The sequence below is a fragment of the Methylobacterium sp. GXF4 genome, assembly GCF_000272495.1.
Classification (GTDB): domain Bacteria; phylum Pseudomonadota; class Alphaproteobacteria; order Rhizobiales; family Beijerinckiaceae; genus Methylobacterium; species Methylobacterium brachiatum.
Genome location: NZ_AKFK01000003.1, coordinates 14,946 through 35,300, shown reverse-complemented (window position 1 = coordinate 35,300; position 20,355 = coordinate 14,946). Strand labels below are relative to the sequence as shown.

13 protein-coding genes are annotated in these 20,355 nt (G+C 64.8%); 3 read left to right on the top strand and 10 right to left on the bottom strand.

Annotation, left to right across the window (positions count from 1 at the left end; translation table 11 throughout):
• Window positions 1-3 precede the first annotated feature (3 nt).
• From WYO_RS00850 to WYO_RS00840, 3 genes are read left to right on the top strand one after another with little or no spacing between them, the layout of a single operon-like run.
• Window positions 4-2,904, top strand: a complete 2,901-nt coding sequence (locus WYO_RS00850) for a hypothetical protein (protein ID WP_007557883.1) — start codon at window positions 4-6, stop codon at window positions 2,902-2,904.
• A gap of 7 nt (window positions 2,905-2,911) precedes the next feature.
• Complete coding sequence (locus WYO_RS30400) at window positions 2,912-10,486, top strand: PLxRFG domain-containing protein (protein ID WP_007557881.1); 7,575 nt, start codon at window positions 2,912-2,914, stop codon at window positions 10,484-10,486.
• Window positions 10,487-10,540: 54 nt separating this feature from the next.
• Complete coding sequence (locus tag WYO_RS00840; RefSeq protein WP_007557879.1) at window positions 10,541-10,780, top strand: hypothetical protein; 240 nt, start codon at window positions 10,541-10,543, stop codon at window positions 10,778-10,780.
• Here the strand turns inward: WYO_RS00840 and WYO_RS00835 are convergent.
• From WYO_RS00835 to WYO_RS00785, 10 genes are all read right to left on the bottom strand, one after another.
• Window positions 10,777-10,989: a hypothetical protein gene (locus WYO_RS00835; protein ID WP_007557877.1), complete on the bottom strand. Its 213-nt coding sequence runs from the start codon at window positions 10,987-10,989 to the stop codon at window positions 10,777-10,779. The genes WYO_RS00840 and WYO_RS00835 overlap by 4 nt on opposite strands.
• Window positions 10,990-11,197: 208 nt before the next feature.
• Complete coding sequence (locus WYO_RS00830) at window positions 11,198-11,659, bottom strand: deoxycytidine triphosphate deaminase (protein WP_007557874.1); 462 nt, start codon at window positions 11,657-11,659, stop codon at window positions 11,198-11,200.
• Between the two features lie 265 nt (window positions 11,660-11,924).
• Window positions 11,925-12,254 (bottom strand): DUF6378 domain-containing protein, encoded by a 330-nt coding sequence (locus tag WYO_RS00825; protein WP_007557872.1) that lies wholly within the window; start codon window positions 12,252-12,254, stop codon window positions 11,925-11,927.
• Complete coding sequence (locus tag WYO_RS29470; RefSeq protein WP_007557870.1) at window positions 12,251-12,754, bottom strand: hypothetical protein; 504 nt, start codon at window positions 12,752-12,754, stop codon at window positions 12,251-12,253. Before WYO_RS29470 ends, WYO_RS00825 begins: the two co-directional genes overlap by 4 nt.
• A gap of 27 nt (window positions 12,755-12,781) precedes the next feature.
• Window positions 12,782-15,814, bottom strand: coding sequence for a DUF927 domain-containing protein (locus tag WYO_RS00815; RefSeq protein WP_007557868.1), 3,033 nt, complete (start codon window positions 15,812-15,814; stop codon window positions 12,782-12,784).
• 58 nt (window positions 15,815-15,872) lie between these two features.
• Window positions 15,873-17,078 (bottom strand): hypothetical protein, encoded by a 1,206-nt coding sequence (locus WYO_RS31905; protein ID WP_007557866.1) that lies wholly within the window; start codon window positions 17,076-17,078, stop codon window positions 15,873-15,875.
• Window positions 17,079-17,123: 45 nt separating this feature from the next.
• Window positions 17,124-17,561 (bottom strand): hypothetical protein, encoded by a 438-nt coding sequence (locus WYO_RS00805; protein WP_007557864.1) that lies wholly within the window; start codon window positions 17,559-17,561, stop codon window positions 17,124-17,126.
• A gap of 437 nt (window positions 17,562-17,998) precedes the next feature.
• Window positions 17,999-19,564 carry a DEAD/DEAH box helicase gene (locus tag WYO_RS00795; protein ID WP_007557862.1) on the bottom strand — a complete coding sequence of 522 codons (1,566 nt, stop codon included), beginning with the start codon at window positions 19,562-19,564 and terminating at the stop codon, window positions 17,999-18,001.
• Window positions 19,561-20,019: an HNH endonuclease gene (locus WYO_RS29210; protein WP_007557860.1), complete on the bottom strand. Its 459-nt coding sequence runs from the start codon at window positions 20,017-20,019 to the stop codon at window positions 19,561-19,563. The genes WYO_RS00795 and WYO_RS29210 overlap by 4 nt, the downstream gene beginning before the upstream one ends.
• Window positions 20,016-20,354 (bottom strand): hypothetical protein, encoded by a 339-nt coding sequence (locus tag WYO_RS00785; protein ID WP_007557858.1) that lies wholly within the window; start codon window positions 20,352-20,354, stop codon window positions 20,016-20,018. Before WYO_RS00785 ends, WYO_RS29210 begins: the two co-directional genes overlap by 4 nt.
• Window position 20,355: the final 1 nt, after the last annotated feature.

Genomic DNA, 20,355 nt, shown 5'->3' with positions numbered 1-20,355 from the left:
GACATGGGCATGGGTCAGGAGCTGAAGGATTTCGTGAACGGGTTCAGCTCGGGCTACAAGCTCGCGACCCCGACCGAAGCTGAGATGAAGCGGCAGGACCGCGACCGCGACGAGGCGAATATCGACAAGGAGGCTGCCGGCTACGCTGGCGGCATTCCCGGTCGTGGTGGCGTGAAGCCCTACACCTACAAGGGTGGTGATGAAGCAGAGGGTGGATCGAAGCCATCCAACAGCGGCTTCAGCAAGCTGCCTGCGTTCGCCACCGATATGGGTGATCTGACCTCGCTCGCGCAGTCGCTGAGCAAGGTGGAGAGCGGTGGTCGTTACGATGCGCTCGGGCCTGTGACCAAGAAGGGCGACCGTGCCTATGGCCGCTACCAAGTTATGGGTGCCAACATCCCGTCGTGGACCAAAGAGCACCTGGGCAAGTCGATGACCCCCCAGGAGTTTCTGAACGACCCGGTGGCCCAGGATAAGGTATTCCAGGGTGAGTTCGGTAAGCAGATCAAGAAGTACGGCAACCCAGCCGATGCGGCGTCGGTCTGGCACTCGGGTCGCCCGCTGGCGACGGCGGCCAAGCTTGGCCTCTCTGACGGCAACATGAAAACAGTAGATTATGCACGTGCCGTCACCGGTGGGGCCGCGCCCCGGATGGCGGTCGCGCCCGCCGCTGTGCAGGGTCGCAATCCCGCAGCACCAGTGATCTCTGCGCCCGCACCTGCCGCAGCACTCGAATTGCCGGCGCCTACCCCTGGTGGTCGCGCGATGTCGATGCCTGGAGACCAGGCAGTGCTTGATGACGAGCAGTACGCCCCCACACAGATGGCGGCGGAAGGCGGCATCATCGCACCTGTGATGCAGATGCCTGCGGATGACGAGGCTTCCGCCCCGCCGCTACCGCCGCGTCGCCCATCCGATGCCGAGCTGCAAGATGTTCCGGGGAACAACTCTGCGCCTGCCGAGCCGGACTACCACCGGTTGCCAGGGCTGCACGAAGCTCTCGACGCCGGCATGTCGTCCATTGCCAGGACGTTTGGCCTCGACGGACAGACCAGCGCCCTGCCGGACGCGCGCAGCGACCGTGCCGCCCAGGTCAGCCGTTACCACGCCAACGAAGGCGCGGCGACGCCCGATGACATCCGCCAGATCGACCAGACCATCGACCCTGACAACCGCCTGGCGTCGGATGCCAAGGCCATCGCGCGCCTCAAGGCGGGCTATGACTACTTCCTGAAGCGCGGTGAGCCCGACAAAGCGAAGAAGTATTCCGAGAGCATACTGCTCTACACCCGCCAGGCTGTGCAGTATGCCGGCGCGTCGGCTGAGCAGAAGCTGAAGTCGGGTGACATTGCCGGTGCAGCTAAGGACATCCAGAGCGCACACAACCAAATCCCGGATGGATCGTCCATGTACGTCGATAAGGTCGGGCCGAACGGCACGGTCGATTATCGCATCGTGGACGAGGATGGCGACCTGACCGAGCGTGGTCAGGCCACGGCCAACCAACTTCTATACCTCGCCACCGGCATGAAGAACGGCAGCGAATGGCTTCAGCAGATGCAGAATGCTCGCGCTGGGTCGCTGACTGCTGCGCAGAAGCTCGCCGAGAAACGCAAGGCCCAGGACGAGAAGTCCTACGGTGCCTACCTCGATGCGGGTGGCGGCAATCAGGACGTGGTGGCCAAACTCTCGCCCGAGGCCCAGGACGCGCTCAAGAAGATGTCCCCGGCCGTGCGTGCCCGCGCCATCCAGGAGCTGGTGCAGCGCGACGCACAGACCCGCGCCCAGACCAGCCAGGAGCAACGTCAGGCCAAGGACGACAGGCGACAGGAGTTCTATCAGCGCCGGGAGGCCGCACAGGACAAGAAGGGCACCGATCAGCAGGAGTATGCCGGTCACGCCGCCGCGGTGGAGAACGCCCGCGACGCGCTCGCCGAGCAGATGCAGGCTGACCCCGACGATACGCCCAAGGTCCAGGCTGCTCAGAAGGCGCTCAACGACGCCATCAGGGCCGGTCGGGATTGGGCTGCCGGCGACACTGGCCGCGCCGCCTACGTGCCCCAGCTTGAGCGGATCGCACGTCCGGCGGGCCGCGGGGCAGGGGGCCGGGCAGGTGGTGGCACCGAGGACGAGCGTAAGGTCGCCGGCCTCGACCAGCAGTTCGTCCGGCTCCAGCGGGCCGTGGATCGGGAGACCGACCCGGAGAAGAAGACCCAGCTCCAGGCGCAGCTCCCGCACCAGCGGGCGGCCATTGAGTTCCAGAAGCGCGACACCGGATTCGATGACGACCTTGGCACGAAGGTCGATCAGGTGGTGCCGAGCATCCTGGGCGTGAAGGAAGGCGCCACGCTGAGCGACGCGCAGCAGACCGATGCGTCGGATTACGGCTCGGCCGTCACTGGCCTGTTGCGGGGCGACAACGCGCTTACCCCGAAGCGGGCTGCCGACATTGCCAAGCTGGCGGTCAAGACCGGCAAGATCGAAGTGCTGGACAACGGTGCCTACAGCATCAACGGGTCCGACCCGGTGTACATGCCGCCCCAGGCCATCGCGGCGCTCGCTCGCATCCGGCAGCGCAACAAGCCAGCGGCTCCTGCGACCACGACCGTGCCGAACCCGATGCGGCAGGATGCCGAGAACCAGTACACGCCGAACGAAATGGATGACATCCGTTCGGCGGCTGATCGGCGCCAGGCTCGGCAGTCGGAAGCACCGGCCCGGCGGACACGGGACAAATCAGCCGAATACCAGAGGCTGAAAGATCAGATGGGCGACGCTATGTATGCCCGTGTCCAAAAGCAGTTCAACAAGTCCGACGACACAGTTCCTCTTGCCATGATGCGTAAGATAGTGAGAGAACAGGGTCGCGGCGCTGCTTTCGGGCGCGATGTAAATACTCCGTAGGATTGCGATGCCCACCACGATCGATCTCGATGCGCTGCCGGTATCCAAGGACTACCGGCAGCCTCTCGACGCTGAGCCCGGAACATCGGTCGGGGATTATGGGAGGGCCGCCGCGGCGGGCGCCTACGGGGTGCTCGGCTCCGCGGCGGCAGGCGCGGACTACGTGCTCGACACGGACGATGATAGCGGGCTGAAGCGTACCCGGAAGTTCGCTGACGAGGGCGCTAAGGCCCAGGTCGAAGCGATGACCCCGGCGGCGCGCGATGCGCTCAACGCCGGGTTTCTGCCCGGTGGTGACAAGTCGATCTGGTCGCCGGACGTATCCATCGCCAACTCGCTCGGGCTGAAGCTGGCCAACGCTTCGCCCTCGCTGCTGGCGAGCATCATCCCCGGTGGTCTGGTGGCGGGTGTCGCCCGCACCGGCCTCACGGCGGGCGCCGCTGCGGCTGCCGGCACCGCCACGTCGGGCGCTGTGAATGCGTCGATGATGGCCGGTCAGGTCTATGACGACATCGAGAAGTCGATCCTCGACGCCAAAGAGGACTACCTTCGGTCGAACTCGGGCGTCTACCGGCAGCTCCGGGACGACGGGTACTCCGACAGCGTGGCCCGCAAGGTGCTGGTGGAAGCGGCTGCTGGCAACAAGCCGCTGCTCGCCGGAGCGGTCGGGGCTATCGCCGAGCAGTTCGGCGCCTCTGCGCTCGCGGCCAAGCGGGCTGTCGGCGAGGCGGGCGAAGGTATCCTGAAGGGCGCCAAGAAGGGCTTGGTCGAGGAAGGCGTCACCGAAGCCGGGCAGAACGCCGTCCAAGAGGGCGTGACCCAGCAGGGCCAGAACGACGCCGGCACGATGCAGGGCTTCGACTGGCGCAAGATCCTGGAGCAGACCGTCCAGGGCGGTGTCGTCGGTGGCTTACTGGGTGGCGCGGTCGGTGGTGTCACGGGCATCGGTGGGCGTGAGGCGACGAGTGCTGCTGGTGAAGATCGGCTGCCAGACACCGCCCCCGCCGAGGCAACCCGTGCCACTGCCATCGATCCGGCCACGGCTGCTGCGGCTGGCGATACTACGGGTGGTCGGGCTCAGCGTTCGCTCGCCGCGGTGGACGATGCCATTGGCGAGCTGGACCGCCTGCGTCAGCCGGCCGTGGACCCGGCCGTCGCGGCTGCGGTCAAGTCCAATGATGTTCCGCGGAACAGTTCCGACTTCATCGCTCAAGACGAGTTCGAGGCGGACCCGGATGCAGAGCCTGGCCAGCCGGCAGCTCCCGCCATCGCCGAGGCACCTCAAGCAGCCCCAGAGCCCGAGCCGGCACCCGTAGCAGTCCAAGAGCCCCAGGAGCCTGCCCAGGCCGCCCCGGAGCAGGCGTTAGCCCCCGAGGCGCTACCTGCCACTGCTCCGAAAACTCCGGCCGCTGGCACCCCCTCCCAGGACACGGCTGGGGCAACCGCAAAACCGCAGGTTGCTTCGACCATCGATCTGGATAGCCTGGAGCCGACTACGCTGCCCCCGGTGCCCGACGAGCCGCGGCCTGCGGTGCTCGACCGACTGGACGCGCAGACGGAAGGTCCGCGCGTCTTGCGGCCGGTGAAGGAAGCCCCGCAGCCGGCTAGCCCTCGTGAGGACAAGCGGATCTCGCGCACCGAGCGTGAGCGGATCGCACGAGGGGAAGGTGATGCCGTCGCCCTGTCCGCAGATCCGGCCGACTGGACCAAGCAGTCCGACCGGGCGCGGTTCAAGAAGCTCGCCGAGGCCGCCGTCAAGGCGAACGGTGGCGAGGCCCCGCAGTGGGCTCGTGACGCCGTGGAGGCGTTCGGTGAGCGCCGGACAGGGCAGGGGCCTGCCGCCGTGGCTGCTCGTGCCAAGCTCCTGGCGGCTCGGCAGGCGCTGCACGACAGCACCCAGAAGCGCACCGAGGAGGGCGTTGCCCGTCGCGAGACCGAGAACGAAGCACGCGACCGCCGGGCGCAGGAGAAGCGTATCCAGGACGGGCACACCGCGCAGCAGCTCGTCAACGACAACCCGATGCCGGCGCTTGCCCTGCGTGGCGCTCCTAAGGCTGTGCGTGCCTACGCAGCTGACCTGGTTGCCAAGGCACGGGCTGCCGGTATCACCAGCACCGCAGGTGCCACGGACGACCCGCACCTCGTGCATCTGAAGTCGGCAGCCGAGGTGGCGCGCGACGGCTCCAGTCAGGATCAGATCCACCAGTTCATCACGGATGACTTTCTGGTTCGACACGGAGCCGGTGACGAAGTTCGTGCCAACCGCAAGATCAATCAGGACGCACTGAAGCGGGGACCGACGTATGATGAGACGCCGCGGTCAGCACAGGACGTTCGCGAAGGAGCCGATGCGTCCGAAGCCTATGAAGCGGAAGGGGCCAACGTCGAGCAAGCAGCAGAAGTTACGGATGCAGGACGCGATGTTGAGGAGCGCGTTCTACCTGCGGAACCTGAGCCTGCACCCGTTCGAGACAGCACAGAGGAAGTTGTTCCCGGAACAACTGGAGCTGTAGTCGCCGGGCAGAACCGAGCCGGGCAGTTCAAGGTTGAGAGCCGCGGCCGGCGCAAGGTTACGCCCCCCACTGAAAAGCCTGCGCCGTTCAAAGTCGCGGCTGGTCTCAAGGCTGTGGCCTACAAGGACGGATATACCCTTCTGCCGGCTGGCGCCCGTTCTTCAGAAGGTGTGAACCGGGCTGGACTGAACTTTGACATCCGGGACAACGGTGTCTTCGTCACGGGCTCATACCTGCACTCCGCAGATCGGGGTAAGGGCTATGGCGTCAGGATGTACGAGCAGCTTGCCAAGATCGCGCAGGAGCGCGGTGTGCCACTGGTCAGCGACTATGACCTCTCCCCGGAAGCCAAGCGGATGTACGACCGTCTGGCAGCCCGTGGGTACGATGTCGAGTACGCGCCAGGCATGCGCGGTCCCGATGAAGATACCGGCTTCACGGGTAAGTATGTTCCCGGCGAGGACGATAGCTTTACCATTCGGGTCAACCCGAAACGCGGAGAGCCCACTCAGGCACAGAAGGAAGCCGGCAACTACCCCATGGAGCATGTCCGTGCTCTGGGCTTCGATGTGTCTATCGAGAATGCCAAGGGCTCAACCCGCTCGGGCACCGACGCGGATGGCCGCGAGTGGTCGGTCAAGATGCCGGCCGACTATGGCTACCTGCGTGGCACCAAGGGCGTCGATGGTGATCACGTCGATGTCTATCTCGGCCCAAAGGCTGCCGAGGACGGCCCGGTCTACATCGTGAACCAGAACAACCTCGACGGCTCGTTCGATGAGCACAAGGCCATGGTCGGCTTCCGTTCGCTTGAGGAAGCAACGCGGACCTACAAGGCCGGCTTCTCGGACGGCAAAGGTGCGCAGCGTATCGGCTCTATCGTGGAGATGGCGCCCGAGCAGTTCCGTGACTGGGCCAAGGGTGGGCCGAAAGGTCCGGCAGTTGTTCCCGGAACAACTGCCCAGCAGACCAGCGCCAAGCCACAGTCGAAGGCTGCCGCAACTCGCGCCGCCATTGCCAAGTCTAAGGCTGATCTCGCTGAGTTCTTCAAACCCGGCGAAGACGTGCCGTCCTATGGTGGTGGCCGTGATCGTGTGATCGCATTCGATCCCGATCAACGCACCGTGCGGGTGCAGGCTCTGAATGACCAGGGCGAGCCCTTCGGTCGGCAGCGTGAGCACTCGACCATGCCGTCCCCGAAGGAGATGGCCCGTGTTCTGGCATCCCGGCAGGTGCCTGCCCTCATGCCGCTGCGGGCCAAGCGCCTGGAGAACGACGCCGAGGCAGAGGCCAACGCTCGCGAGATCGCCAGCCTGCTCGATGACGAGCCCGAGATCCGCGGCACGGGCGAGATGCTGGTATCGTCCCGCTCGGGCGCGCAGACCCCGATCCTGTCCACCGGCCGGCTAGGCGACTACCTGAAGCATCTGAATAACGCCGCCCCCGGTGGTGTGGCCGCGCAGATCAATCCGTTCATCGCCCGCCGCCTGGCGCAGATGATCCCGGATGTGCCGGTCCACATCGTCTCGAAAGATGGCATGCGAGCCATGGTCGAGGATCTTGCCGGCAAGGGTGGGTTCCCCGACGAGGTGATGGGGTACTACGACCCGGCCACGCACCAGATCGTGTTGCGCGAGGACGACATCAGCGAGGCGGCTCTGTCGCACCTGATGATCCACGAGGGTCTGCACGCTGCGTTCATGCAGACTATCGAGCGGGTGCCGGCCGCCAAGCGCCTGATCCGTTCGCTGATGGACGAGGTGCGTGAACACCTGGGCTCTCAGGCCAGCCGCGAATACGGCATGACCAACGAACACGAGTTCGTGTCGGAGGCGATGTCCTCGCGGGACTTCCAGGAGAAGCTTGCCAAGATCCCATCAAGCGCATCCTACGGGCGCCTGCCCATGGGCAACGTCTGGTCGCACTTCGTGGCCGGCGTGCGTAAGTTCCTTGGCCTTACCCCGGTGCAGCCGACCGCCCTTGACGCGGCGCTGCGCATCGGTGCCGTGCTGACCGACCTACGCACGGCCATCGACCAGCCCTCGACGCCGCGCAGCACCCAGGCCCCGGCCGCGCTCGGTGCCCAGGCTATCCGCGAAGGGCTGACCGACCGCGGCGGCGCCACCCGTGGCTTCGTCACCGCTAAGGTGCTGCGCGTGCGCACCATGGACCAGCTCCGGCAGGCCCATGCCAACCTGTTCCCGGCCGGTGGCGGTGCCAGCCACCTCGACAATCTGGTAAAGAAGGTTCAGCGCTGGCAGAACTACGTCACCGAGAAGCGCCGCGCCGCCGACGTGCACGTTCAGGATTACGAGAACCTGAAGCGGGCCAACCCCAAGGTTGCCCAGGAGTTCGCAATCCTGGCCAACGACGTAACCATGGCCAACCTCAACCTGCTGAAGGGCACCCCGACCCTGGAGCAGATGCAGGCGGCCAACAAGCACGTCTACGGCCAGGACCCCAAGAAGTCCGACATCGCCGCGGCTTGGCAGAGCAAGGCTCAGCATGCCGACCTTCAGCGCCGGTTCTCGGCACTTCCGGAGGCGCAGCAGGACCAGTTCATCCGTGCCGCCCGGTACTATCGGGACACCCAGAACGAGAAGGCCCGCGCCTTCGCGGAGGGCATCCTTGATCAGCTCGCCCCGGAGATCACGGGCCAAGCGCGGACCGACCTCGTGACCAAGACGCTCAGCGGCCGGCTCGGCGACGAGGACAAGACGCTGCTGAAGAACAACACCCTGTACGATGCGCTGAAGTCGGCGCCCGAGTTCAAGTCGATCAAGGGCATGTACTTCCCCCTGATGCGCCAGGGCGATTACGTCGTGCGAACCCGCGATGTCATCTCGGACACCATGGGTGGCACCGAGGTGGAGCCCGGCGTGGTCGAGTTCTCCGGCACCGAGAAGGGCGCGCGCCGGGCAGCCGACGCATTTTCCGGCAAGACCGACCTGACCGTGACGCGGATCGCCAAGCGGTACTACGACGCCAAAACCGGCGAGCCGATCAAGGCTGTGGATGCCGACACCGACAGCCGGGTGGCCTACCGGGTGAGCGTGCAGACCAAGGGCCTGCACATGTTCGACAGCCGCACGCGGGCCGAGCAGTTCATCCGTGAGGCTCGACGCGACGGCACCTTCCACGCCGTGGAGGATTGGCAGCACCGTGAGGGCATGGAGCAGCGGGGCGACCTGTCCTACACCCAGCTCTCCAGCCTGGTGCGCAGCGTCGAGGCTCGCGACGACCTCACCCCCGGCCAGCGGCAGATCCTGAAGACGGTCGTCGGGCAGGCGGCCACCCGCATGATGTCCGGCAATCGCATCCAGCACCGGTCGCTGCCGCGCAAGCTCGTGCAGGGTGCCGGCGAAAACTTCTCGCGCAACATGCTGGGCTACGCCACCGCGGAGAGTAACTTTCTCGGCAAGCTCAACTACATGCCGGGCATCCGCAGCGACCTCCAGGCCATGGAGGAGCAGGCCAAAGCCTTCGCTAACGACAAGTCGCAGATCCGCAAGATGGTCTACGACGAGATCGAGGGCCGGGTGAACGCCAACGACATGGGACTCAACCAGCCTTCCGGGTTCGTGCGCGACCTATTCGCGGTCACGATGCTGGGCAAGCTGGCCTCGCCTGCGCACTCGATCATCAACGCGGCGCAGCCGCTGATGACCACCCTGCCTGTCCTGGGCGGCGATCATGGCAACGTCTCGGCGGCGGCCGAGCTGACCGGGGCGTTCCGCGACATCGGCGCCTGGCGGACCTACGGGGAGGGTGTGGCCAACACCTACACCGCCGCCCGGCGCTGGGGCGATACGGCGCTCGACACCACCGACGTGGTGGGCTCGGTGCGGCGCCGGCTCTCCGGTGCCAAGGATGGTGCCGAGCTGGGTCGGATGCTGGAGGATGTGCAGGAGCGTGGGGCACTTGGTGATAGCGCAGCATTCGAGCTTGCCTCTGCAATCGCCGGGGGCAGGGGCGTGGCGGGCACGGCTCTGGCGAAGGCCGACCGGGTGTTCCGGCAGGCTCCTGCCGCTGTGGAGGCCGTCAACCGGGCTGGGACGGCGGTCGCCGCATACCGGCTGGCCCGGCGCAAGGGGAAGACGCCCGAGCAGGCCAGGGACTACGCCTTCGACATCGTGCAGAAGACGCAGTTCGACTACTCGGCGTTCAATGCCCCGCCGTCGTTCTCGAGCCCGGTGCTGCGTCCGTTCCTTCAGTTCAAGAAGTACGGCCAGGCAATGACCGACCTCTACGCCGGGATGCTCTACCAGGCGTTCCGGGGCGAGAGCAAAACGGATCGCCGCACGGCGATGAAGCAGTTCGGCAACTTGGTCGCCGTGCATGCCCTGATGGCGGGCTCGTTCGGCATCCCCGGTCTGGAGCTGATCAAGGTCGGGTTCGTGCTCTCGGCGGCTCTCGGGCTGGGTGGCGCCGGCTGGGCCGATCAGGAGCGGCGCATCCGCCGGGCGTTGGAGGAAAGCATCGGCAAGTCGTGGTCCGACCTGGTGACGGACGGCGCGGTTGGGCGGGCCATCGGTGTGGACCTATCGGGCCGGCTGTCGGCGGCCGACCTTTGGACGTTCGGAGAGCCGCGCAAGTACAAGACCAGCGAGATCTCCCAGTGGGTCGCCGAGCAGTATTTCGGCGCCTCCGGGGGCACCGTGCGCGACTGGCGCGAGGGTGTGCTGGCAGCACAGGATGCCGACTACCTGAAGGCCGCCCAGAAGATCCTGCCGGTCAAGGTGCTCGGCGACACCGCCAAAGCACTCAACGGCTACTTGGACGACAAGATGTCGGCGGGTGAGGCGGCGACCCAGGCGCTGGGCTTCAAGCCTACGCGGATCTCTGACCAGCAGCAGGCGAAGGGCGACATCATCGCGGAGCGGGCTAAGGTCAAGGATAAGCGCGACGAGCTGCGCAACAAGTACCTCAACGCAGGCTCTGCCGGGTCACGAGCGAAGGTTAAAGCCCAGATCACCCAGTACAACCGCACCGCCGAGAAGCGGATGCAGCTCAGCATACCGGGCCTGGATCGGATGCGAGAGAACGATGCTCGGCAGGGGCTTCGCTGAACTTCAATCACCAGAGTTGTTCCCGGAACAACTCTGGTTTCACAGGAGTGAGAGATGACCAACCGCACCCCGGCACAGCTCAAGAAGCATTATGCCGAGTATCAGGGCACGCCAGAGCAGATCAAAAAGCGGGCTCAGCGCAATGCAGCCCGCAAGGAGATGGTGGCGAAGCACGGTAAGGCGAAGCTCACCGGCAAGGACGTGGACCACAAGGTGCCGATCCGCTTGGGCGGCGGGAACGGCAAGAACCTTCGCATTCGCACCGTCAAGGCGAACCGGGGCGATACCCGCTAGTACGGCTTGATCGAGCGCGACAGGCTGTTGAACAGGTTCCTGTCGCTCTCCATCGTCAGGCGCTGGCTCTCGCAAGCCTGCGGGCCGCTGACGGCAAGGCAGTCCTTATAGGCTGCCGACGAAGCCACGTAGGCTTTCTGGGCTTTGATGTCCTCGTTGCACCCGGCCAACAGGGTGCATACCCCGAGCAACGCGACGACACGGATCATCCGGCAACTCCCTGATTGATCCGTGTCATATAGGAGCGTCACGCTTTTGTGGTTGCCGGCACGCCACACTGGTGCAGGTGCCCCGACCCCAATGCTAGTCCCACTTGGCCATCCCGCGCCCCGCAAGGATCACCCATGCGATAAGGCCGGCGAAACATAGGCCACCAACAATTAATACCCATTCTGGCATTCTAGTGCTCCTCTGCCCTCATGCCGCCTCGTACCGGGCTGGCTCCGGGTCACCGGACTGCCCATAGTACTTGCCCCGATATGGCATCTCGGTCGGCTCCGTCAGCTTAGAGAACTTGATCTGGGCTATCGGCATGCCGGCCTTCAACCGAATCGGCCACGGCAAGAACCGCGTGAGTTCGAGCGTGAGCCCACCGCTGAACCCTGGATCGATCAAGGTGTTCTGCACCAGCACGAAGATCCTGGCATTGGAACTCTTGTCCTTGACCTCGGCCATCACGTCGTTGGGGATGTCGAAGGTCTCGATGGTCGAGGCCAGCCGCCCCCAGAACGGCCAGAGCCAGATGTCCTGCTTCAGCCGCACGTCGTAGCTGCACGGCCCCAGTCCGTAGGTCCGACCGTGCGCGACGCCCCGCTCATGGAAGGGCTTGACCATACCGGCTTGCGCCAGTCGGCGGATGGCTTGTGCCGGGAGGATCATGGGGCGTGCTCCGATTGCCTTGCTTTGATCTCGGCTCGCTTGCGGCGGTGCCGCTCACGTTCGCGCTCACGCCATGCTGGGTCTGCCATTCGCCTATAGTGGCGTCGCAGACTCTTTGCTCGACATGCCTCCAGCTCACTCGGCACCAGTAGCTTGCGCACTGTTGCGAGAGAGCGATCCACCGCCTCGGCGATGACTTCCTGGGTGTAGCCATCCGCAGCTAAGCGGATGGCTTTGGCGTGCCAGGGCTGATCTGGCAGCCCGTTCACGAGCCCAGCTTGTCCAGCACGGCCATCTTCGTGGCATCCAGAGTCAGCTCGAACGGCGTCTCGGGCTTCTTCACCCGGTCCCGAGCCAGCGTGGCGTAGCCGGCGATGTCGTGCCAATGGTCGGGCTCCTCCGGGTTGCCGGTCACGATCCGCCCAACCTTGTGCAGGATCATGTCGAGTGCTTCGCGCTTGGTGGCGTCGAGTTTGGCCCAGCCCGGCCGGGCGCGCACGGCATCCTTCAGGGTCTGCATGATGTCGGCGTTGTCCGCGAACTCGCCATGCGTGCCCTGGCGCTGAGCCAGGGTGTCCTTGATGTCCATGCTCATGACTTCACCTGTCCAAACTTTGAGCCCCGCAAGGTTTCCGCAAGCACGCGCAACTGCATGCCGTTTCTCGCGCCTGTACTCGCAAGCTGATCCAGCTCATTCGCCAAGTTGGCGAACTCTTCTGCGGCTGGAATTTGGATCTTGTCGCAGACTTCGGAACCTGGGTTGAACAGCCACTCAACTGTCTTCCCAATCGACTGCGCATATGCAATTTCGCGCTTTGTACTGGACCCGATGTAGCCGCCAGGGTTCACGACGAAGATGCCATCGCTGATGTCAATCTTGCGGAAGTGGAGCTGGTCAAGGTGCTGCTTTTCGGGTGTGGCCTCGTCCCCATCCGATGTCAGATGCCGAGCACCGACTGGATAGTCTGCATGCCCGAAACATCCCAGGCTGATGACTACGCGACCGAGCATGCTGAGGTGCATGTTGGCGAGCGCGAAGGCGTCGGGGAAGCGGGATGACCCACATAGGGTTGTGACAATTGGGCGATTGGTCATGGTGATCCTTTCTGTTCCGCGGAACAACTACGGAAGTGCAGTTGCGAGATTCGTGCTGTCCTCCACATCCCCGAGCGCCTTGCGGAAGTTCGTCCCAGCGTAGTGGAACTCCACAGTCTGGGTCCGCATACCACCCGCGAACCACTTGGTGCCGCTCGTCATGTCGCGCAGCACACCGGTCCTCACGGCGCCGGGGTAGGCGTCGCGCAGGGCCTTCATCAGGGTGAACGCCGGCAGCTCCCGGCGCGTCAGCCAGTCATGGAACACCGGCTGAGAGATAACGTAGATCCGCTCATTCACGGCATGCCGGACATAGATGGCATCGAGGCGGGTGTGGTCGCCCAGAGCCGTGCAGTCCTTGGGGCGACCAGGCCCCTGCGGAATGCTGTCAGTGGTCAGGGTATGCTTGGCCGCCATCTCGCCCAGGAACTGGGCGATGATGCCCTCCAGCACGTCCGGCCGCATGATGTTCACGGTGGCGGCCTCGCGTTGGCTGCGCAGGGTGAGCAGCGTGGCGATCAGGAACTTGGTCAACCCAGCCACGTCGATCTGGGTCAGGCCCAGCTCATTGGCGTACCGGGCGCCCTGGATGCAGCAGGCCATATTGGCGATCCAGAACCGCTCGTCGTTGCGCGCCTTCAGCTTCACGGTCAGCGCATCCTGCACCTTGGCCATCTCGGCGGCGCACCGGGCGTGCTGCGACCCCAGGAACTTCGCGTAGATCAGCCCGGCATGCCCGTAGTTCTCGTGGCATCGGGCGATCAGGCGGGAGACTACGCCGTGGTTCTGCAACGCCCCCGCAGGCGGGTCTGGCACCTCGTACTCGAACACGCGGAGGATGCCGGCATCCGTGGATCGTAGCTTCTTCTGCATGCTGCCGAGCAAGCTGTCGTTAGCCAGCACGATGACCATGGTCTGCCAAGTGCCGGGGTCGCGCTGTGTGCTGTCGGCGTTGAGCCGGGACTTCTCCTTGCCGCCCGAGATCTGGAAGGCCAGCCGCATGAAGGCTTCTTTCTGATCCTCACCCTTCAGCTCGTCCCAGATCAGCGGCAGGGACCGGAGCTGACCGGCCTTGTTGATCACCGAGTTCTGGGTGTCGCTGAGCGAGTTCATCGCCTTCTTCGGATGGCCCCACACGGATTGCGCCACGTCGGCCGTGGTGGACTTCCCGATGCCGGAGCTGATCGAGTAGGCCGACATCACCGAACCGGACTGGCCGGTGAACCGCATCAGCGGGGCACCGAACGACCCAGCAAGGATCGCGTCGAGCGCCGGCCGCCCCTGGCTTGTGATGACCTTGGCGGCTTCCTTCCACGGCTCCACGGAACCGCGCGGGGTGTACTGGTCGGCGATGACCTGGTTGGGGCTGGCAGCGGGCTTGTCGGTGCCGCCGGTCCACACCCGGCCATCGTAGACGAACCCCTCCAGGGTGTCGTTCACGATGGACCAGCCGAACGGCGACGATGAGACCACGGCGTCACGGGTCTGCTGGAGCTGGTGAACCCAGGCCATGAGAAATTCCTGAAGCAGCGGGCCGTACTGCCGGGCCACGATCAGGCCCTGTGCAGCCAGGTGCTTTGCGTACTCCCGCGAGTTGAGGTGGGTGAGTTGGATCGACATGCTGGCATCGAACCCCTGCACGCCGAGCCGGGCCTTGAAGTGCAGCACCCATGGGGTGGTCTGCACCCAGGCGCTGTGCAGGGGGTAGGGGCACACGTCGAACAGCTTTACGGTGTTGTCCTCCTGCACCGTCGCCCGTGCGATCACACCTGTAGGGCGATAAACGTAAGGGCTAGGTAGGGGATGAGGAGCAGCAGGAGCGGCACTGACCGTCCCCGGCCCAGGACCGACCGGAGACGCCGCCGCGCCCGACGAAACGACGCTGACTGGTTGACCGAATGATAGCGGCGACTTGTTGAGGTGGTTGAGCGGACACGTCGCACACGAAGTGCAGCCAGCATTTTGTACCGCGGAACAACTCGGCCAGCCGATGTTGCGGACATCTCGCTCGGCGACCTTGCGGTCATAGAGGGCATCGGTGGTGCCGAGATCATAGCCGGGGTGCCCCTTCGCCATCTCGTGCGCGGCCCACCGGCCGTCGCCCCGAGCGGATTGCGTGAACGTCGCGAGCAGCGTCGTCAGGTTCCACAGCGGCTGCGCGTAGCTCTGCCCGCCCGTGTCGAGGGCGGTGGCCACGAAGCCGCACAGCGGTTTGATGCTGTCGATGTCGATGGGCGGCGCCTGGGGAGCTTGAATGCCGGCCGACAGCTCGGACACAGGCATAGCAGGCTGGCCGGGCAGCGGCTTGGCGGTCGGCAGCCGCACGACCGTGGCGCCCATGTACGGCAGCAGGATGCGCCGGATTTCGTCCAGCGGCACGTCGTTCGGCTGGACTGCCTTGCCCATGACCACGGGGAGCGGCGGGTTGCCCTTGTGGTTCCAGGTCTCCGGCACCCGCAGGAGCCGGGCGCTGTCCACGGTGCAGTTGCTGTCCACCTTCAGGCCGTGGCGGCGGGTAGCCTCGGCCAGCGCGTTGGCGAGCGGCTGCCACTCGGCGCGGGGGAGCACTTTGTCGAGCACCCAGTAGACGTGCGCACCGCCTGTGCCGCTGGCCACCGCCAGCGTGGGGCGCGGCAGGCCGACTTCCGCGATGAACCGGCGCAGCTCACCGAAGGCGGCGGCCGGGGTCGCGTAGCTGTCGGCCTTCACGTCGAGGTCGATGTAGAGGGCCTTGATGCCGGCGACGTTCTCGGTGCCGCGCTTGGCCTCAAGGAAGCTGCGCCCGCCGACCACCTTGGTCTCGGCGAGCTGCTGGGACGACATGCAGGCGTAGATGTCCTGGGCGGTCGCCCGGCCGCCGGTCAGGTAGGTGAGCTGGTCGATTGCCGCGGATGGCGAGGTGAACGCCATGCCGTTGAGGTAGAACTTCTTGTTGCCCTTACCCTCGGGCTTGCTCTGATCGAACTTCCGGTTCGGGACGGTCCAGTGGAGGTTGACGTGCGAGCCCTCGATCCAGGGCACGACGCGCTCCAGATAGATCCTCGCTGCTTCCAGGGCCATCGCGGCAGTCCTCGATACGAACGTGAACGCCGGGGCGGAATGCCCCGGCGTCTGTCACTCACATGCCGCCAAGGGCGTCGAGGTAGTCGTCAATGGACTGCTCGGGAGCCGGTGCGGCCTGGGCTGCGCCAGGGGCCTCCTGGGCGGCCATGGGCTGGGGAGCGGGTGCAGGCGTCGGCTGGGGAGGCGGTGCCGCCTGGTGGGCCTGCGGGGCAGCCTGCTGGGGATGCGGCGCGAACTGCTGCGTCTCCATGGGCTGCATCGGTGCCGGAGTGGGCGCCGGAGCAGGGGTGGGCGCCGGAGCGGGAGCCAGAGTGGGCGCCTGCGGAGCTGCCTGAGGCACCGGGGCCGGCGCAGCCTGGGGGACGGGCTGCGGAGCGGCCTGAGGAACCGGCTGGGGTGCCGGGCCTGGCAACTGCTGCTGAGCACCGGGGGGCGCACCGAACAGCGGTTGCTCGACCTGGGGCGCTGCCGGCGCCAGTGTGGCCTCCGTGGAGTTGAGCACGCGGGCCACACGGTCGTCGGTGCGGTACGCCTCGATCACACCGAACTCGGCATCGCTCAGCGGACGCGCGGGCTTGAAGTTGATCTGCGGGTACGACTCGTCGCCCTCAAAGTAGAGGTAGACCGACACGCCGTAGAACGGGTAGCCGTTGCGCTCCATCAGCCCGGCGAACTTCTGGAGGTTAGCGAGCGAGGCCGGCGGGATGCGCAGCAGCATCGGGCCGCCGTTGCCCTCGTTCTCGATGTCGGGGTACGGCACCACAGCCAACCGCTTGGTGTCCTGGCACGCCTTGCCGCGACCGGTGCCGTTGGCCGAGACCCGCGAGCCGTACTGGTTCCACCTGCAGGTGGCGCACAGATCCGCCTGGCGCTTCGGGCTGGCCAGGTCCGGCTTCACGCCATCGCTCGACGCGCAGTCCGGCGAGGCGTTCGAGCCCTCGGTGTACTGCTGCTCATACCAGGTCTTGGTCAGGTGCGGCGTCGCCGCGATAATCACCACCTCGATGTACGACTGCGCCGTCTCGACCTGGGTCATCGGGTCCTTCTGGGTCAGCGCGACTTCCTCGCCGCCGTGCTTGATCCGCCAGACCTTGCCCTTGTAGCTGATGACGCCGAAGCCGCCGGTGATGCCACCGCCCAGCTCGCTCGGCTGCGGGCCGCGCTGCTGCATGACGGCGAGCGCCCGCTGCGAGAGCGTGAAGCCGGCGGGGAAGAGGGCTGCCGGGTTCGCGCCGGCTACCGTGAGTGCACCGTTTGCCATGATGTTACCTCTGGTGATGTTCCGCGGAACAAGTGAGTCGGGCGATTAAGCCCGGCGGATGTTGACGTAGGTCTCGACCGCGAAGCGGATGCCCGGCACCGGCTCCTTGGTCTCGACCATGCTCTCCTGGATGGCGTTGGCGTTGGCACGCCAATCCACGAGGTGCCACGCCTCGGCGCCGATGATGTGGCGACGGAAGGTGGAAGCATCCTCGATCTTAGCGGATGGCTTGGACTGCCGGTAGGCGGTGCCGACACCCTTGGCCACAGCATTGTCGCTGTTGGAACCGTTGAGGTGATCGAGGAAACCTTGCTCAATCACGTACAGCGCGTCGTTGAAGGGCTTCAGCTCCTCGACGTGGCGCTTCTTGATCTCGTCCTTCTTGTCGCGGATCTTGATGTACCGCTCGATGTAGGCCGAGATGTCGGTGCCGACCTTCGGCACGACCAGGGCAGGCGGGGGAGGAGGCGTGATGATGTTCATGGTGATCCTGGCGAGGGAGGGAAGTCATAGTCCAATACTTGGAATGGATCAAGTCTTGGAAGCGTGTTGTTCAATATATTGAGCTGCGGCGCGTAGAAGCTCTGGCCTGTCCTCCATACTACCCAAGACCATGTTGCAACGACGGCATAGGATTGCCCTAACCTTACCTGTGGTGTGGCAGTGATCCAGATGCCAAGCTTTGTGTTCGGGTTCTCCGCGGCTACAGACCGCGCAACGATGCCCTTGGGCAGCAAGCATGCTTGCATACTCTTCCAGGGTAATGCCGTGCTTCGTCTTGAAGTACGACCGCTTGTTGCGAAGCGCCACGATCTCGGGTTTTGTTTCCCGTTCAAGCCATGCGGATTCACGCTTAGACGCGCGCACAGCGGCTCTATGCCTGCGCCGATAGTTCGCGGATCGCTCTGCGGGGGTAAGGCTCACAGCGTGCCATCCGCGAACATAGCCAGCACCCCGTCCTGCATCTGTTGCTTGTTCCGCAATCTGTTGTAGCTGGCAGCCTCTGCCTTAGTGCCTTCGTAGAGCAGCACGAGCTGCCGGTGCCGCTGACCGACACGCCGGATGCGACCGTTGGCTTGGTCAAAGGTTTCATGACTGTCTATGGGGCCAAACCAGATGATCGTATCAGCGGCCGTAAGTGTAACTCCATGGCTCATCGTTTTTGGGTGTGCAACAATTACCTTGTACTTGTCGGTGTTCTGAAACAGACCGAAAATCTTGTCGCGCTCGGCGCTCGGTGTAGATCCGTCAACGCTGGCATGATCGATCTTATTCTTGGTCAGGTGCTCGCTTATACCACGCAGGGCATGAGTGAACGGTGCGAACACGATGACCTTACGGCTGCTCTCGCCGATGTCCTGCACGAGTTGTTCTAAGCGCTCCTCGTTATCGAGGGCGATGACGTGCCGCTCGGTGGCACCTTCTTCCTTGGCGTAGACGTAGCCGATGGAGACCTGGAGCATCTTGTTGAGCACAGCGCCGGCATTGGCCGCCGTGATCTCCCCGGTGCCGACCTGGGCACAAGCTTCCTTGCGCAACGCCTCGTAGGTCTCGGTCTGCTTCTTACCCATACCGATCTTGACCGGCTGCACCACGACATCCGGCAGCTCGGTGACATCCTCCAGGGTGAACCGCACCGCCGGCTGCATGGCGCGCAGCACGGTGTCCTTGGCGTCGGGGCGGGCGACGTACTTGAACTGGCTGATCTTGGTCATGGTCATGTCGCGGAAGTGCGAGAACCGCCGCGGCACGCTGTCGGGGGTGAGCACCATGCACTGCCCGTAGGCGTCCACAGGGCTCTCCGGGGTCGGGCTGCCGGTCATGCCCCAGGCGAACGGCTTGGTCGCCACGATCTTGCGCACTGCCTTGTTGAGGGTGGTGTTGAACGTGCGAAACGCAGTCAGCTCATCAATGAGCATGACATCAATGTCGGTGCGGGCGATCAGCTCGTCCAGCACGACGGTCAGACCGTGGTGGTTGATGATGTAGATGTCGTGGTCCTGGGCCAGCAGCTTCTGGCGCTTCTTGCGGTCGCCGTGCAGCACGACGTGGGAGAGGTGCGGCACCATCTCAAACACGCTGCGGCCCCAGGTGAAGTGCAGGGTCGAGAGCGGGGCCACCACAAGCAGCTTCTTCGCGAGCCCGGCCTTCTTCAGGTAGTCGAACGCCCAGAGGCCGCAGCGGGTCTTGCCGGTGCCTTTGTCGTTGAGCACGTAGCCACGCTGGTTGGTGGTCAGCATAGCCACCGTCTTGCGCTGCGCCTCGAACGGCGGCTGCCCAGGGGGGTGTGGCCAGTCGTAGTGGTGCAGGACCGGGGCCGGCACCTCGAACCCCATAGCCCGCAGCAGGCGCGTATCCTTGAATGTGTGCGGGATCAGCGCGGACTTACCGTGGAAGTCTACGACCTTGGCGGATGGGAACTGCGCCAGGACCGCCGGGATAGCCGGGACGGCAAGTACCTTATGCTTCTGGGCTACGTGGATCATTGGTCAATCCTGAGATACCGCGCTCTGATCTTGCTGCCGGCGATGTTCTTGGCGTTCTGAGACTTGGTGGCCCAGCGAAGGTTCTTGCGGCGGCAGTCGAGCGTCTTGCCGTTCTTGTGGTCGCCGATCATGCCGGGGCGGCGCGGGTAGCCCTTCCAGCGGACCAGTATTTCCCGGTGGAGAAACCGAGTCTCACCGCCTGCACAGTTGCGAGCATAGATGTGGTCGGGGTTCTGAATGGCATAGACGCCATTCGCGACCGGCAACATCTTCCCCGAACCGTAGGTGTGGCACCACTTCAGATGCCGTGCCCACTCGTAGTCCTGCCGATCCACGATGGCGTAGCAATCGATCCGATCAGACAGGTGGATGAAGCACGCGTCGTCCAACAGCTCGGGGTCGAAGGTGTTGGGGTCGAACGGATCTGCAAGCAGCTTCGGATCGACGTGGATCATTCATTGTTCCTTGGAACAACTTTAATCGAGGTACAGCCATTGGAGTTCGCGTCAAGGAACTTCTTGAGTTGCGTGAAGCCGTACTGGTCATCGCCGGCCACTACGAACACGGCACCGCCCGCGGCCAGGATGTCGTTCATCAGACCCTCCTGGCGCTTGGTCGGTTCCTTGTTGGGTGCCTTGGTCTCCACTGCAAAGAACAGGCCGTTGATACAGCAGATGAAGTCCAGGGTAGATTTACCGTATCCGCCCGGCACCGGCATGTCGTAGAAGATATGCGGGTATTGGGTGAATAGATCCTTGACCTTCTTCTTGACCTTGCCTTCGGGCGTCATG